The sequence below is a fragment of the Mycobacterium shunyiense genome (assembly GCF_058270035.1).
Genome location: NZ_JBZDPT010000007.1, coordinates 44,737 through 59,386 on the forward strand (window position 1 = coordinate 44,737; position 14,650 = coordinate 59,386).

Consider the following 14,650-nt stretch of genomic DNA (forward strand, 5'->3'; position numbering starts at 1 on the left):
GTTCTCCTAGGGCTTGGGTTCGGCTGCGGTCGGGGTTCGCGTGACGACCGTTCCCCGCGCGAGGGGACCGAGGATGAGTTGCGTGGCCACCGTGGCGGGCTCGCCGGTGATCTCGCCCAACCGGTCGCGCTCGAGACCGCTGCCGACGGGGCCGACGTTGCCGCCGAACGAGGCGGGTGCCGCGCTACCGGGCACCGGCGGCGCCGGAGAGATACCCGGAGGGAGAGGCGGAAACGGATCCACCGGCGGTGCCTGTGGAGCCAACAGCGGTGGTCCCACCGCGACCAGGTTGCCGTTCTCGCCGATGGCGGTGCCCGGCGGTGGCACCAGATCCGGCGGCGGCCGATAGTTCTGCGGCAGCAGGACTTCGGGGAGATCGGCGCGCACGGGCACCTCGGGGGCGGTGAGGCAGCTCGGCCCCACCAACGCTCCGTATCGCGGACAGTCGGCGCGGGTATAGGTGTAGGACGGCGTGAATGACAGGTTCACCCGTCCACGGGCGGTGTCGAGTTCAGAATCCCAGACCTCCGCAAAGAATGTGTCGGAGAACCTGGTCATCCGCTGACTGATCGGCACGAAATGCTGGGCATTCTGCGCCAGAACACCGAGCACCGGCGTCAAGTCGGTGGTGATGTGGACCAGCCGGTCGGTCTGATTCTCCAGTGACTTCACGGTGGTATCGGTGGTGTGCGCAGCCGCCGCCAGGAAATCTTCGAGGCTACGGCGTTGCTCGACGAGGGTCTGCATCGGCCCGACCGCCTCGTGCAGCGCCTCGACGAGGTCGGGAGCCGTTGCCGACAGACCGCGAGCCGCGGCGGACAGCGCCGAAATCGTCGACGGCCCTTCATCTGTGGCGACGACGGCATTCAGCTCGTCGATCAGACGATTGAGTTCGGCAGCCGATGTCAGCAGTTCGCCACGGCGGTTGTTGGTGGCCGCCCCCACAGCGGCGAGAACACCGATGGTGTGGTCCTCACGTCCGCGCCCCGCTGCCGCAAGGATGTCGTGCAGTTTGGTGATGGTGGTCTGGAACAGCACTGTCGGCAGCGCGGTGTCCTCGGCGATCTGCCCGCCATCGTGGATCGGTCCCAACGCGCCGCTCGCCGTCTCGACCAGCTGCAGTGACGACACGGCGAAGGCGTTGCTCGGCACCACCCGCGCCGCTACGCCGGCCGGAATACCCTGCGCGTAGGTCGGATCCAGCCGGATGAAAACCTGGTTGGGCCGTTCGCCGGTCCCGGGCGTGACGCTTTCCACTGCCCCCACGAGGACGCCGCGGAACTTCACATCCGCTCGGGCCGGTAGGCCGTCGCCGATGTGACGCAGTTCGGCCACCACGTGCACGTTGCGGTCGAACAGCCCGGTCGATTTCACCAGCAACACCGACGCCACCACCCCGACGACGACGAGCGCCGCCGCGCCACGCCGGATCAACTGCCTTCCGGTGAGGTGGTTTCCGTCCAGATCCACCATGATCGCCACGGTCAACCACCCAGCCTTGCACCGGAATTCACGCTCCACAGCGCCATCGTCAGCAGCATGTTGACGATGATCACCACCGTGATACTCGCCCGCATGGCATGCCCAGCCGCGATACCGACCCCCTCCGGGCCGCCGCCGGCACAGAAGCCGTAGTAGCACTGCACCGTTGCGGCGATCCAGACGAACACAACAGCCTTCACGACGGAGTACACGATGTCGGGTCCGCTGATCAGCAAGGTGAAGTAGTGCAGGTAGGGTCCGAGCGATCCGCCGCTGATGAGGCCCACCATGATCTGGCACGACAGGTAGCAGATACCCAGGCACGCCGCGTACAGCGGAATGATCGCGACCACCGACGCCAGCAGCCGGGTGGTGACGAGGTACGGGATCGGCCTGATCGCAAGCGAGTTCATCGCGTCGATCTCTTCGGAGATCCGCATCGAGCCGATCTGTGTGGTGAACCTGCAGCCCGCCTGAACCGCGAACGCCAGGGCCGCCATGATCGGGGCCAGTTCCCTGGTGGTGACCAGCGACGAGATGATCCCGGTCGCCGGACCGAGTCCGAGCAGGTTCAGAAAGTCGTACCCCTCGACCGCGATCAGGGCCCCGGTGGTGATGCCGAGGACGAGGATCACTCCGGCGGTGCCGCCGCCCACCACGATGGAACCGTTGCCCCAGGTGATGTCGGAGACCAACCGGAGAAACTCGCGCCGATACCGGCGCAGAGCCAGCGGCGCGCCGTTGAGAGCGTGGGCGGAGAATGCGACGAAGTGGCCGAACCGCGCCACCGGCCTCGTCATCACGGGCTGGGTCATCTCACAATCCCGTCCGTGGGAAGAGCATGGTGTAGAGCTGGCTCACCGCGACGTTGACCGTCATCAACACCAGAACCGATTCCACGACGGCCGCGTTGACGGCGTTGGCCACGCCGGCCGGGCCCTGACTGGCGGCGAGCCCCTTCTGGCAGGACACCACCGCGACGATCGCGCCGTACACCGCCGACTTGAACAACGCGAGCAGCATGTCTCCCGTGGTGGCGAACGACGCGAACGTGGCGATGAAACTGCCTGGTGCACCGCCCTGTACGTAGACGTTGAACAGGTAGCTCGACAGAAAGCCGACGAAGCACACCACCCCGGTCAGCGCGACGCCGATCACGATCGCGGCTGCGAAGCGGGGCACGACCAGCCTGCGGACCACGGAAACGCCCATCACCTCCATCGCGGCCGTCTCCTCGCGCATGGTCCGGCAACCCAGATCCGCTGTCATCGCGGCCCCCACCGCCGCTGCCAGCAGCAGCGCGGCGACCAACGAGGCGGCCTGCCGAACGACGGCCAGTCCGCTGGCCGCACCGGCGAGCGAGGTCGCGCCGACCTGACCTGCCAACAGCGCGAACTGGATGGACAAGGTGACCCCGATCGGCAGCGCCACCAGGATCGTCGGCATGACGGCTGCGCCGGCCATGAACGCCGCCTGCCGTACGAACTCGGCCCACTGAAATCGCCCGGTCACCAGGTCGGTGACGCAGAACCGGATCGTCGCCAACCCGAGTACCACCTGCTCGCCGACGGTGGCCATCGCGGCTACCGGATGACGCCGCAGGTACCCCGCACCCACCTGGACAACACGGGAACTGGTGTCCCGCACTGTCATCTGGCCAGCCGCGCAGTGGTCTCCAACCGACGCAACTTGCCCGACGACGTCTTCGGCAGCCACCCGGTCGGGACGACGTGCACTTCCCGCGGGCTGATCCCGAGCTGCCGATAGATCCGATCGGCGATCTCGCCACGGATCCGCGCGGTCTCGGCGCTGTCGGAGTGCAGGGCCGACTCGGCCACCATCGAGAAGCCCTCACCGGCCGCCGCGGTGGAAAGTCGGACCGCGGCAACGCCTCCCGAGCGCACCCCGCTCACCCCGGCCACGCTTCGTTCGATGTCCTCGGGATGGACGTTGCGGCCGGAGATGATCAGAATGTCCTTCTTGCGGCCGCAGATCACCGGTTGTCCGTCATCGGTCAGGTAACCGATGTCCCCGGTGCGGAACCATCCGTGGGAATCGGTGGCGGCCTCGATACCGTCGGCGGTGCGGTATCCGCGGGTCACATTGTCGCCGCGGATCTCCAATTCGCCGATCGCAGGCGATTCCACCACCGAACCGTCCTCACCCACCACGCGGATCTCACAGCCCGGCAGCGGCGGTCCGAGCGCCACCCGTTGCCCGCAAACCCGGTACTCGTCGCCCGGGCGGACGAACGACACCCCCAGCGTCGCCTCGGCCATCCCATAGGCCGGCACGATGGCGTGCTTGCGCAAGCCGAAGCGGGCCGCAGCGGTGGTCAACCGGTCGAGGGTCGCCACATCGATTGCCTCGGCGCCACTGAGCGCAAACCGCAACGTCGACAGATCGTAAGCACCGTCGGCAGCCTTGCCGAGCCGCCGGGCGAGCACGGAGTAGGCGAAATTGGGTGCGGCCGTCATGGTTCCGCCATACCTGGTGATCAGCTCGGCCCACAGCAGCGGATCGCCGAGGAAGTCGACCGGGGTGACCTTGACGGTGTCGATGCCCAGACACATCGGTGTGATCAGAAAGCCCATCATTCCCATGTCGTGAAAGAGCGGCAGCCAGCTCACCACGACATCGGCTTCGGCGTCGGCGGCTGAAGCTGCGGCCATCCCGACCAGGTTGGCCTCGATGTTGCGGTAGCTGATGGCGACGGCCTTGGGACGGCCGGTCGATCCGGAGGTCAACTGCTGGAAGGCGATCGCATCCTCGTCCGAGTCCACGATGCGCCCCGGGGGTCCGTCGAGCACATCGGGCAGCAACACGGTACGCACCCCGGCGGCGGACAGCGCCTGGGCGGCCGAAAGGAACGGGCAGCCGACCACCACGGTGGAGGCGCCGATCGCCGACAGCGTCGGCTTCAAATCGGCCGCCCACTCCGCGATCTCGGTGCGGTGGGTCGGATGATGCAGCATCGTCACGGCAGCACCGGACATCCAGATGCCCTGCACCAGCGGGGCGATCTCGCCTGGCGCGCCGGCCAATACGGCCACGGCGTCCCCGGGGAGCACCCCGGCGCGCTGCAGCCCTCCGGCGATGTTGCAGCCGGCCTGATGCACCTGCGCCCAGGTTGCCGTTGTCAGCTGGTCGAGCCGAGATCGTCCGTCGGCGTCGACCGGTGCCGTGGTGAGGCCCCGTGAAGTGACCTCGGCCCCGATCTGCAGTCTGGACAGGACGGAGTTCACGGCTGTCCCGGCGGGTTGCCCGCCGCGCTCATCGCACCGGAGCCGGCGAGCCTGCGGTTCTCCACCAGCTCGACGAGGGCGCCGACGGTCTTGCACTCGAACACATCGTCCTTGTCGAGCACGACACCGAATCGGTTCTTGATCTCGGAAACCCCGAGTGCGAAGGACAACGAGTCGAACCCGAGATCTCCGACGAGCTCGGAGAAATCGTTGACGTCTTCGGCGGGCAGTTCGAGTTCGTCGGTGATGAACTCGATGAGGAATTCGCGTACTTCTGACACGGCCTGGCTACCTTACTTTCCGATCTTGCGGCGAATCACCATGTGAATGGGTATTTGAAGGAGGGCGAACATGCCAACGGCGACAAGGCATCCCGTGACGACGATGCCGACATCGAACTCGCCGTACATGATGGTCGACGCGGCCGCCACAATGTGGGAGAACGGGTTGAGGTTGATGCTGAACCGCAGCCAGTCCGACAGGAACACCGAGGGCATGAGGGCCTGGCTGATGAACAACACCGGCAGCGCCAGCGGCAGCATCGCCACCGGCGCCTGCGGGTTGAGTGTGCGCAGCGCCACCAGGTAGAACAACGAGCTGTAGGCCGCCGACCACAGGAACATCAGCACGACAAGCAGTGCGCCGGTGAGGATCCCGGCCCGCAGCGGGGCATCGAGCAGGGCCAGCAGGGTGATCACGATGACCGCCGCGGGCAGGATCCGGAACATCTCGAAACCGAACTTGGCCGCCATGATCTGGCCGGTCGACACTCCGTAGAGACGGAGTCGATCGGTGAAACCGGACCGAATTTCGTCGATCAGGGTGCCCGCGCCGTAGCCCGCCCCGAGCATCGGGATCAGCATGATGAGGCCGGGCGCGATGTAGGCGGTGTAGGACGACAGCGGAAACCCGGGCAGATCGGCGACCCGCTGGAACATCGAGCGCACGAAGATCACCAGGACCACCGGAAAGACGATCGGGAAGATGAACCCGAAGACCGGCTGCCGCAGGCCCACCACGACATAGCGGCGGAACAGTCGCAGGGTGTTGGACAACGATTTCATCGGGTGGCCTCCAGAAACGCGTCGCGCAGCGAGGTCGACCGCACTTCGATGTCGGCCTCGCCCAGTCCGATTCGTTCCAATGCGGCGCTGAGCTTGCCGAGCGCCGAAGCCGACGCCGAGTCGAGTGCGGTCGTCAGCGCGGTGTCCGTGGTGCGTTCGACCGCATAGCCGGTGGCGGCCAGGGCCCGCACCGAGTCCTCGGGTATCGCCGCCTCCGACGAGATGGCCGCGACGAATCCGTGGCTTCTGGTGAATTCCTGGGTCGATCCGGATGCGACCAATGTGCCGTCCTTGATGATTCCGACTTCGTCGGCCAGTGAGACCGCCTCGTCCATGTCGTGGGTGGTCAGCACGACCGTGCGGCCTTGCGAGCGCAGGGATCGGATGGCGTTCCACACCTCTTGCTTGCCCTCGATGTCGAGGCCGCTGGACGGCTCGTCGAGGAACAGCATCTTCGGGTCGTGTGCCACTGCCAGTGCCACGTCGACCCGACGGCGCATACCACCCGACAGGGCGCCGACCTTGCGGGTGAGGTACTTGCCGAGGCCGAATTGCTCGACCAGCTCATCTTCCCGTTGCTGCCGTTGGCCTTTCGGCCAGCCGGCCATCGCCAGGCTCATCCGGATCTGCTCGACCGGCGACATCCAGAGGTCGAGCGCCACCTCCTGCAGTGCCACGCCGATCAGCGGCCGGAGCGCATCGGTGTCGGCCACCGGGATACCCAGCACCTCCAGCCGGCCGCTCGTCGGTGCGAGCAGCGTCGTGGCCATGCGGATGGTCGTGGTCTTGCCCGCGCCGTTCCGTCCGAGCAGGCAGTAGACCACCCCGCGGGGCACGGTCAGACTGAGCCCGGCGACCGCACTGGTCGCGGCACCCGGATACGACTTGGTGACGTCGTCGGCGAGCAACGCCGGCGACGAATCGTCTTGGTTGTCTTCAGGCATGGGTCGTTCAATCTCCGACTCTGGGAAGGACGTGGCGTTCCAGCTCTTCGGTCAGGTGGATCCCCTGCGCGGTGAGGTCCACGTCGAGGGCGGTGTAGAGCGGAAAGCTGCCGCCCTTGGGCGTCTCGTTGACCTGATGGATGGTCCCGGTGCTCACACCTGTCACGTTGAGATCGACCACGGTCCGGACCAGTTCGACAGGCTTGCCACGCCAGGTGGCTTTCCGGGTTCCCTCCGAACGCACGCTGCCGGTAACCGTGGCGCCGCCACCGCACGAGCCGGTGAGCTCACGGGGTTCACCGGCGTCTCCCAGGTCGATTCCACCGTCCACCGCGCATTGCAGCGAGACGCGGGAATCGAGCGGGTTGACGATCGTGATCGCGTCGAGCGTGCCGGCTCCGTTGGCAGCCTTCGACACCATCCCGGTCTCGTACGGGAACCGGTCGCCGGTGTAGTACTGCTCGACCTGCAACTCGTCGCGTCGCGGGCCGGGACCGATGGTCAGCACCCCGGAGGTGGGCAGCGACGTGGTCTCGTCGAGGTAGGTCACCGAACCCGAAATCTCCAGTGGATAGGTCCCGAAGGGCGAATCGGGGCGCGGTTCGGCGGCCGGTTCGCCCGCGGCATCGGGATACTTCAGCAAGGCGTAGGCGTGGCCAACGGGCCGCCCGGCCTCTTCGTTCACCGAGGCACACCCGGCCAACAGGCCGGACCCGAGCACACAGGCACCGGCAGCCGTCACGAATCTGTTCACCGGGCTGCGCCCGCCCCGGCGAGCGTCCGGTTCAACCTGCGATGCCGGTGGCCGAAGAACGCAGACAGCACCCGGCTCATCACCTTGCCCCAACCCGGGATCAGACCCATCGGGGCCTGCGGCGCGAGAGTGATCTCGTCGGTGACGATCGTCTTGTTCCCCGCGGGCTCGAGGGTCCGGTGATGCACCCAGATGCGCATCCCGGTCATGATCGACTCTTCACGGAACATCCGGCCCGAATCGATCCTGGCGATCGTGATGTCGTCGAACCCGAACGGCACGATGCCGAACAGCAGCAGAAAGCTCTTGCCGATACGGGTGCCCGGCGTGACGTCGGCGATCGAGCGCCCCCTGAACTGACGCGGCATCGTCATCTTGAGATAGGGGCCCATCTCATCGTTGATGCCCTCCTGGGTGGTGACGCGCTCCCACACCTGATCCACGGGGCAGTCGATCTCGCTGACCTTGCGGAAGACGTGTTCTTGCGTGTGAATGGATCGCATGTCGGTTCCTCTAATTGCTTGACGGGGAAAGGTCTCTGGCGGCATCCGCGACGAACGAACCGCTGATGTCGACGACGGCCGGAACGCTGTCGGCTCCGATGTAGTCGGGCATGATCTCGCCGATCTGGTGGATGCGTGTCGGCAACAGCTGGCTGTACCACTCGAACAGCGGCACCACGAGCGCCACCGTGACGTAGTCGACACCGTCGGCTGCCAGTCCGCCGAAGAACGCCTGCCAGATCTGCTCGATCATGCCGACCCTTCGGTGCTTCTTGCGTACTCCCTGGGTGGCCAACTCGGCGATCCGTTCGGGTGCGATGTCTTCGAAGAACGAATTCCACTGCGGGTACAGGATGTTGCGACCGTCGCGCAGCGTGCTGAAGCTGTCCAATCCGAGTGCGGCATCCACCCGCAGCCCCCGCAGCACTGCGACCGGTTCGTTCCCGGCGTCCTCGCTGAACCCCACGAAGATCTCCGACGACCGCTCCCACGGCCGGTAGTGCACCATCTCGCCGGCCTCGATGTCCGACTCGCTCGCGTAGTCGTTCTCCAGCCCGAAGATGCGATATTCCACGCTCTTCGCCCAGTTGAATCTCGCGTCGCCCGGACGTACCCGGTCGACGCGAAGCAGACTCGTAGTCATGCGTTGGTGAATTCCCTTCTGCGGGATCGCAAGATGCGGTCGCCCTCCATGGCGATGGCAGCTATCACGTCGGCGGCCGTCTGTTGACCGACGAGGGGGTTGACGAAAGTCAGCTTGAGCGCCTGGGTGCCACCCGCGGTGGAGCGGCCGATCACCGCACGGCCAGACTCGGCCAGGGCGATCCGGATCTCCTGGTTCACGTCGTCACATTCGACGTCGGACAGGTCGGGATGCTGCCAGCGCACCACGACGGTGTTCGTCGCGACCGGGGCCACCAGGTCCAGCCGTGGGTGGTCCGGCACCGCGCCTGCGGCCGCAGCCGCTGCCGCGCAGGTGGCATCGATCATCTCGCCGAGCCGTTGCCTGCCGAGGGCCCGCAAGGTCACGAACACCTTCAGCGCGTCGAATCGGCGGGTCGTCTGAAGCGACTTGCCGACCAGATTGACCACATCTTCAGCCGAATCCTGCAGTGGATTCAGGTAATCGGCGTGATCGGCCAAGATGTCGAAGGAGTCGCTCCGGCGTACCAACAGCGCGCTGCAGCTGATGGCCTGGAACAACAGCTTGTGGAAGTCGACGGCAACGGAATCGGCCATCTCGATCCCGCGGAGCAGGTGACGATGAGTGTCGCTGAACGCCAGGCAACCACCCGCGCAGGCGTCGACATGGGTCCAGATGCGATGCTCGCGCGCAACGGCGATCGCCTCCGGCAGTGGGTCGATCGCACCGAAGTCCGTTGTGCCGGCTGTGAGCACCAGCGCGATGATCGGCGTGCCTGCCGTATTCGCCCGATCGATGCAGTCGACGAGTCCGTCGACGCGCATCCGTCCGTCCGCGTCGGTCGGTACCTCGACGACAGCTCCCGACAGTCCGAGGATTCGCAGTGCCTGCCGTACCGAAAAGTGCGTCTGAGGGGTGCACAACACGCGCCAGGAGCGCGCCTCGACCGGCAGGCCCGAGGACAGATCGGATCCGAACCGGTCGCGGGTGAACACGTCTCGGGCCATCAGCAGTGCCTGCAGGTTCGACTGGGTTCCCCCGCTGGTGAACGTGCCGTCGGCACCGTCGTCGTAGCCGAGCGTGGCGCACAGGTCACGGATGACCTTCTGTTCGACAGCGGTGGCCGCGGGTGCCTGATCGAAGGAGTCCAGCGACTGGTTGAAGGCGCTGACCAGAATCTCGGCGGCCAGCGACGACAGCGTCGGCGGGCAGTGCAGATGTGCCAGATAGCCAGGATGGGTAACGACGGCGGACCGGCCGGACAGCAAGCCTGCCGCCTCACCCAGCGCGCGTGACAGCCCGATTCCCGCCGGATTGTCGAGACTGAACTCGTCGACAGTTCTGCCTACCTTGGCATAACCGGTCACCAGCCCCGGCTGCTCTGGATCACGCAGCTCGGTCCCGGTCCAGATGGCGGCCAGGGTCAGCGCTTCGCGATACGCGCTCAGTCCGTCGGGGGTGAGAAAGTCACCCGCGAACGGGCTCGGATCGGTGGTCACTGGGCCCCCATCAAGATGTTGTCGGCGGGCCGCTGCCGCTGGACGAGCCGCACTGCGGAGTCAAATGCATTGAGCGCGTCCGACATGTCGGCTTCGTCGATGGTCAGCGGCGGCAGGAAGCGCACCACATTCCCGTACTGTCCACCGGTTTCCACGATCAGGCCGTGCTCCAGGCAGGCCAGTTGTATCTGTCGGGCCAGTTCCGGGTCCGGTGCCGCGGCACCGTGTTCCCGCGGAAGCATCGGGTCGACGATCTCGGCCGCCAGCATCAGGCCGACGCCCCGCGCGTCGCCTACGATCTCGGATTGCGCTGCAACCGATTTCAACCCTTCGAGGAAGGCAGCGCCCATCGCCTGCACACGGTCGGACAAGTGGGTCTCGACAGCGAACCGGATCACCGCACTGGCTGCGGCGAACGCCATCGCGTTGCCGCGGAACGTACCGGTGAAAGCCCCGGACTCCCACACGTCATAGCGTTCCCGGATCACCAGCACCGCGATGGGCAGTCCGGAACCGAGCCCTTTCGAGATCACCATCATGTCCGGTTCGATGTCGCAGCGTTGAAAAGCCCAGGCCGGCCCGGTCCGGAACATCCCCGCCTGCACCTCGTCTGCGATCAGCGGAACGTCCAGTCGGCTTGCCGTGTCCCGCAACGCCTTACCCCATCGGTATGGCGCGGGGATCACGCCACCCTCGCCCAGCACGAACTCCGCGAGGACAGAGGCCGGCGCGGTGACACCGGAGTGGGGCCGGGTCAGGTTCTCGACGGCCGCCACCGCGAGTTCGACGCCATCGTCCCCACCGACGCCGAACGGGCACCGGTAGTCCTGCGGATACGGCAGGAAGGTGGCCCGCGGAGCCAGCACCACAGGTTGGCTGCGCAATCCGCCGCCCGAGCTGGCCGACCGCGCAGCCCGGGTGCAACCGTGGAAGCCGCCTTGCACGCCGATGTGTTCGCGTCCGCCCGTGGCGATCTCGGAGAGCATCAGCGCTGCCTCCACCGCGCTGGCTCCGCTCGGCGAGCACAGGTGCACCCGGCCGTCACGCGCGAGTCCGGGCGGCAGGATGGACAGCAGATCCTCGACGAATCGCTCCCGGGTCGGGGTGTGAAAGTCGAGCGACTGCCACGGTTCTCCCGATTCGAGGGTCTTGGCCACGGCCTCCCGGACCACGGGATGATTCCAGCCAAGCGACATCGCCCCGGCCGCGGCCAGGCAGTCGACGTACCAGCGGCCGTCGGCGTCACGCAGACGAGATCCGGCCGCTTCGACCGGCCGGATCGGCAGCCGCCGCGAGTAGGTCGCCGCACCCGACTCCCGCATCACAGCGCCCCCTCGGCCGGCCGCGACGATTCCGTACGTGGATGCGCGAGAAGCCGTCTCAGGGATGCAGTGAGTGACCGGTCCTCGGTCTGCCAGAAACCACCGTCGCGCGGGATCGCCTCGGCCAGTCGGCGTCGCGCCTTCCCGAGCTGGTGATAGGGCAGTTTCGGGAAGAGGTGGTGCACGGCATGAAACCGCAGCCCCAGCGGCGCCCACAGCTCGCCTACGATCGGCATCGACGGATGGTCGATGGAATCGAGGATCTGTTCGGGAAACGTCATCCGCTCGTTGCGGCTCTCGTAGCGATGTGCCGCCAGCACCCGTACCCAGTTGACGAACAGCACCGCCGCCACGATCAAGTAGGCCTCGAGGAGACGGTTGGGTGAGTACATCCCGCCCACCAGCAGCGCCAGCATCACGGCGAGGTAGGTGAAGCAGGCGACTTCCTGCGCCAGCCAGGAGCGCGGCGTCCGGCCCTCGGGCAGTTTGCGGACGAAATCGGCGTCGATCATCAGCGCCGAGGCCCGGGTCAGGACGTAGGAGCGGATGCCGGGGACCAACCAGCTCAGCGGCGCCAACACGAGAAACCTCAGCACGAACACCAGCGGACCGAGCAGAGCCGTGAACGGCAGCGCGATCACCCGCCAACGCGGCTCGACCGCATACGGTACGTACTCACCATCTTCGGCGGTGCCGTAAGTACGGGACCCGTGATGATCCTGGTGGAACTCGTAGGTGAATTGCGGTACCAGCAAGGGAATTCCGCACACCATGTGCCATGCCACCGAGAACCAGCGCAGTTCCTCGGGCGCATGGACGATTTCGTGGACGAACAACACAGCGCGGTAGAACGCCAGTGCGGCGATCGTCATGCAAGCGATGGCCACCGGTGAGGCCAGTCGGTCAGCGGGACACATGAAGAATGCGGTGTAGCCGACCAGAACGCACACGGAGAGGTCAACCCAGTAGATCCACTGCCGGCGGGCGGCCAGATCGGCCACCAACGACCGAGCCTCTGCCATCGAAATGCCGAGCGCATCCCTAGAACCCGTCCCGACGGGCGTCTGGCGGATATCACTGGTCATCGGGTGAACTCCGTGATCAATTCAGACGTGGACACTCGCGGAATGCCGAGCTCACGCTCGGCCTTGCCGGAGGTGTAGTACACGTGACGGGCCATCAACTCGACGTTCTCGGGCACCAGCGCATCGTCGTGACGCGCAGTGCCGGCCAAGTCGCGCACGACGCGATTTCCGGCTCCGGCGGCTCGGAGCAGCCCCATGGGCAGGGTACGAACGCGATGGTTCCGCCCAACGGCTTCGACCAGCAACTCCGCGATCCGTCGGTAGGTCAGGTTTGCACTGGACAGGATGTACCGCTCACCGGAGGCGCCCTTCACCATGGCGGCGGTGGCTCCGATGACGAAGTCGCGGGCCGAGCAGACGGCAGTCCCACCCGGCGGCACTCCGCGCAGCAGACCGCGTCGCGCCGCCGTCAACAGCCCCTGCCACGATCGTGCCGGACCGGATGCCGGCGCGAAAACCGCTGCGGGATTGACCACCACGGCGTCGAGCCCACGTCCGACGAAATCGAGCATCACGCGCTCGCCGGTACGTTTGGTGGCGGCATAGACGTTGTCGAGCACAGAGTCCCGGACATCGAACTGCTCATCGGCCACCACGTCATCGGGTGGATAGCCGATGGCCGCGGTCGACGACACATGTACGACGCGCTGGACTCCGTTGCGGAGTGCACTCTGCGCCACATGATAGGTACCCAGCACGTTGGCGTTCCAGACTGCATGGGCCAGACGGGAATTCGGCGATGCGATACCGGCGAGGTGGTACACCTGCGAGATGCCCCGCATGGCTACGTCGACGCTGGACTCGTCGGTGACATCGGCCCGGACCACCTCGACATCACGGCCCAAACCCCCCGGTTGGGCCGCAAGGTCGTCGGGTCCGGTCATCACGGTGACCGCCTCACCATTGCCAACCAGCTCGGCGACCAGCGCACTACCCAGATACCCGGCGCCTCCCGTGACCAGGATTCGGCCGGCCATCACAGCGCCTTCTGGTAGACGCGGTGCCGTTTGTCCGGCTCGGTCTTCATCTGCGCGGCCAGGGAATTCGACCACACGTTGTCCTCGTGCACCCAGGTGGTCGCCACGGACGAATAGCCGCCACTGGTGCTGGCACGGACGATCTCGCCCGCCAGGATCCGGCCGATACCGGCCCCGAACTGGGTTTCCGCCGCACCGATGAGGACCACGACCGCAGTGTCGACGCCGCGGATCCGTCCCCCGCGCTTGGCCGCGATGCGCAGCAACATCGACGGGGTGAGTCGGCCGGATTGTCCGGCGATCTCGTTGACATCGGGCAGCATCAACAAGAACCCGACCGGTGTCCCGGCGGCCTCGACGATCCGGACGAGACGGGGGTCGATCAACGGCCGCATCTCGGAGGCCATCCCGGCGAACACCGCTTTGCTCAGCGGGACGTTCTCTGGATGGCGAGCGAAGGAATCGTTGTACAGGACCCGGAGAGTCTCCAGTTCGTTGTCGAAGTCCCCCATCCGAACGGACCGCACGGTGGCGCCCTGCGCATCCATCACCGCGTCGGCACGCCGGACCAGTCGATGTTGGACTGCGCTGCCGGCCCCGGTGTCCCATCGGTAGCACGCGCTGTCGAATTTCTTTTGGTACCCGGCAGACTCGACGAGTCCCAGATAATGCTGCGGGTTGTAGGGCTGCATGAGGGTTGGCGGGGTGTCGTAGCCCTCGGCGAGCAGCCCCACCTCCTCCCGCGTCGAATAGCTGTAGGGTCCGATCATCTTGTCCATGCCACGGCGACGCACCCAGTTCTCCGCGGTTTCCAGCAGCGCGCCGGCCACATCGTCATCGGCCGTGCTCTCGAAGTGCCCGAAGAACCCACAGTCGCCGTACCGCTTGACGTACTCGGAGTCGATGCTGGCCGAGATCCGTCCGACCGGCTTTTCGCCCTGGTAAGCAACGAAGTTGGCGAGCTCGACCTCCCGGTGCAGCGCGTTCTTCGTGGCGCTCATCTTCGTCCGCATGACCCGGCGCAGCATCGGCCGCCACCGGGCGTCGCCGCGATAGAGGTGCCACGGAAGGTCCACGAACCGTCTGGCGTCCGCGGGCGAGGTGACCTCACGGACGTCCAACGATGTCTTCA

General features: G+C 66.4%; 15 protein-coding genes. All 15 read right to left on the reverse strand.

What is annotated here, in order from left to right:
• Positions 1 to 6: 6 nt before the first annotated feature.
• The 15 genes from AC4ELS_RS06660 to AC4ELS_RS06730 are packed head-to-tail and all read right to left on the reverse strand — an operon-like array spanning position 7 to position 14,639.
• Positions 7 to 1,473 (reverse strand): MCE family protein, encoded by a 1,467-nt coding sequence (locus AC4ELS_RS06660; protein ID WP_499046624.1) that lies wholly within the window; start codon positions 1,471 to 1,473, stop codon positions 7 to 9.
• 11 nt (positions 1,474 to 1,484) lie between these two features.
• Complete coding sequence (locus AC4ELS_RS06665) at positions 1,485 to 2,297, reverse strand: MlaE family ABC transporter permease (protein WP_064883843.1); 813 nt, start codon at positions 2,295 to 2,297, stop codon at positions 1,485 to 1,487.
• 1 nt (position 2,298) lies between these two features.
• Entirely contained in the window at positions 2,299 to 3,135 is an 837-nt protein-coding gene (locus AC4ELS_RS06670) for an MlaE family ABC transporter permease (protein ID WP_064958104.1), read from the reverse strand.
• Positions 3,132 to 4,727 carry a fatty acyl-AMP ligase gene (locus AC4ELS_RS06675; RefSeq protein WP_499046492.1) on the reverse strand — a complete coding sequence of 532 codons (1,596 nt, stop codon included), beginning with the start codon at positions 4,725 to 4,727 and terminating at the stop codon, positions 3,132 to 3,134. Before AC4ELS_RS06675 ends, AC4ELS_RS06670 begins: the two co-directional genes overlap by 4 nt.
• Positions 4,724 to 5,008 (reverse strand): acyl carrier protein, encoded by a 285-nt coding sequence (locus AC4ELS_RS06680; protein ID WP_064883849.1) that lies wholly within the window; start codon positions 5,006 to 5,008, stop codon positions 4,724 to 4,726. Before AC4ELS_RS06680 ends, AC4ELS_RS06675 begins: the two co-directional genes overlap by 4 nt.
• A 12-nt stretch (positions 5,009 to 5,020) precedes the next feature.
• On the reverse strand, positions 5,021 to 5,791 hold the full coding sequence (locus AC4ELS_RS06685; protein ID WP_448445490.1) for an ABC transporter permease: 771 nt from the start codon (positions 5,789 to 5,791) through the stop codon (positions 5,021 to 5,023).
• The gene (locus AC4ELS_RS06690) at positions 5,788 to 6,735 is read right to left on the reverse strand and encodes an ABC transporter ATP-binding protein (protein ID WP_448445488.1); all 948 of its coding nucleotides are present in this window, start codon (positions 6,733 to 6,735) and stop codon (positions 5,788 to 5,790) included. Before AC4ELS_RS06690 ends, AC4ELS_RS06685 begins: the two co-directional genes overlap by 4 nt.
• Positions 6,736 to 6,742: 7 nt before the next feature.
• A complete protein-coding gene (locus AC4ELS_RS06695) occupies positions 6,743 to 7,477 on the reverse strand; it encodes a hypothetical protein (protein WP_448445486.1) in 735 nt (244 codons plus the stop codon).
• An 8-nt stretch (positions 7,478 to 7,485) separates the two neighbouring features.
• Positions 7,486 to 7,992, reverse strand: a complete 507-nt coding sequence (locus AC4ELS_RS06700) for an Rv1443c family protein (RefSeq protein WP_448445484.1) — start codon at positions 7,990 to 7,992, stop codon at positions 7,486 to 7,488.
• 10 nt (positions 7,993 to 8,002) lie between these two features.
• Entirely contained in the window at positions 8,003 to 8,635 is a 633-nt protein-coding gene (locus tag AC4ELS_RS06705; protein WP_064958108.1) for a hypothetical protein, read from the reverse strand.
• Positions 8,632 to 10,134, reverse strand: a complete 1,503-nt coding sequence (locus AC4ELS_RS06710) for a pyridoxal phosphate-dependent decarboxylase family protein (protein ID WP_499046496.1) — start codon at positions 10,132 to 10,134, stop codon at positions 8,632 to 8,634. The genes AC4ELS_RS06705 and AC4ELS_RS06710 overlap by 4 nt, the downstream gene beginning before the upstream one ends.
• Positions 10,131 to 11,456, reverse strand: a complete 1,326-nt coding sequence (locus AC4ELS_RS06715; protein ID WP_499046499.1) for an aminotransferase class III-fold pyridoxal phosphate-dependent enzyme — start codon at positions 11,454 to 11,456, stop codon at positions 10,131 to 10,133. Before AC4ELS_RS06715 ends, AC4ELS_RS06710 begins: the two co-directional genes overlap by 4 nt.
• The gene (locus AC4ELS_RS06720; RefSeq protein WP_499046501.1) at positions 11,456 to 12,541 is read right to left on the reverse strand and encodes a fatty acid desaturase family protein; all 1,086 of its coding nucleotides are present in this window, start codon (positions 12,539 to 12,541) and stop codon (positions 11,456 to 11,458) included. Before AC4ELS_RS06720 ends, AC4ELS_RS06715 begins: the two co-directional genes overlap by 1 nt.
• The gene (locus AC4ELS_RS06725) at positions 12,538 to 13,518 is read right to left on the reverse strand and encodes an NAD-dependent epimerase/dehydratase family protein (protein WP_448445476.1); all 981 of its coding nucleotides are present in this window, start codon (positions 13,516 to 13,518) and stop codon (positions 12,538 to 12,540) included. Before AC4ELS_RS06725 ends, AC4ELS_RS06720 begins: the two co-directional genes overlap by 4 nt.
• The gene (locus AC4ELS_RS06730; protein ID WP_499046627.1) at positions 13,518 to 14,639 is read right to left on the reverse strand and encodes an N-acetyltransferase; all 1,122 of its coding nucleotides are present in this window, start codon (positions 14,637 to 14,639) and stop codon (positions 13,518 to 13,520) included. Before AC4ELS_RS06730 ends, AC4ELS_RS06725 begins: the two co-directional genes overlap by 1 nt.
• Positions 14,640 to 14,650: the final 11 nt, after the last annotated feature.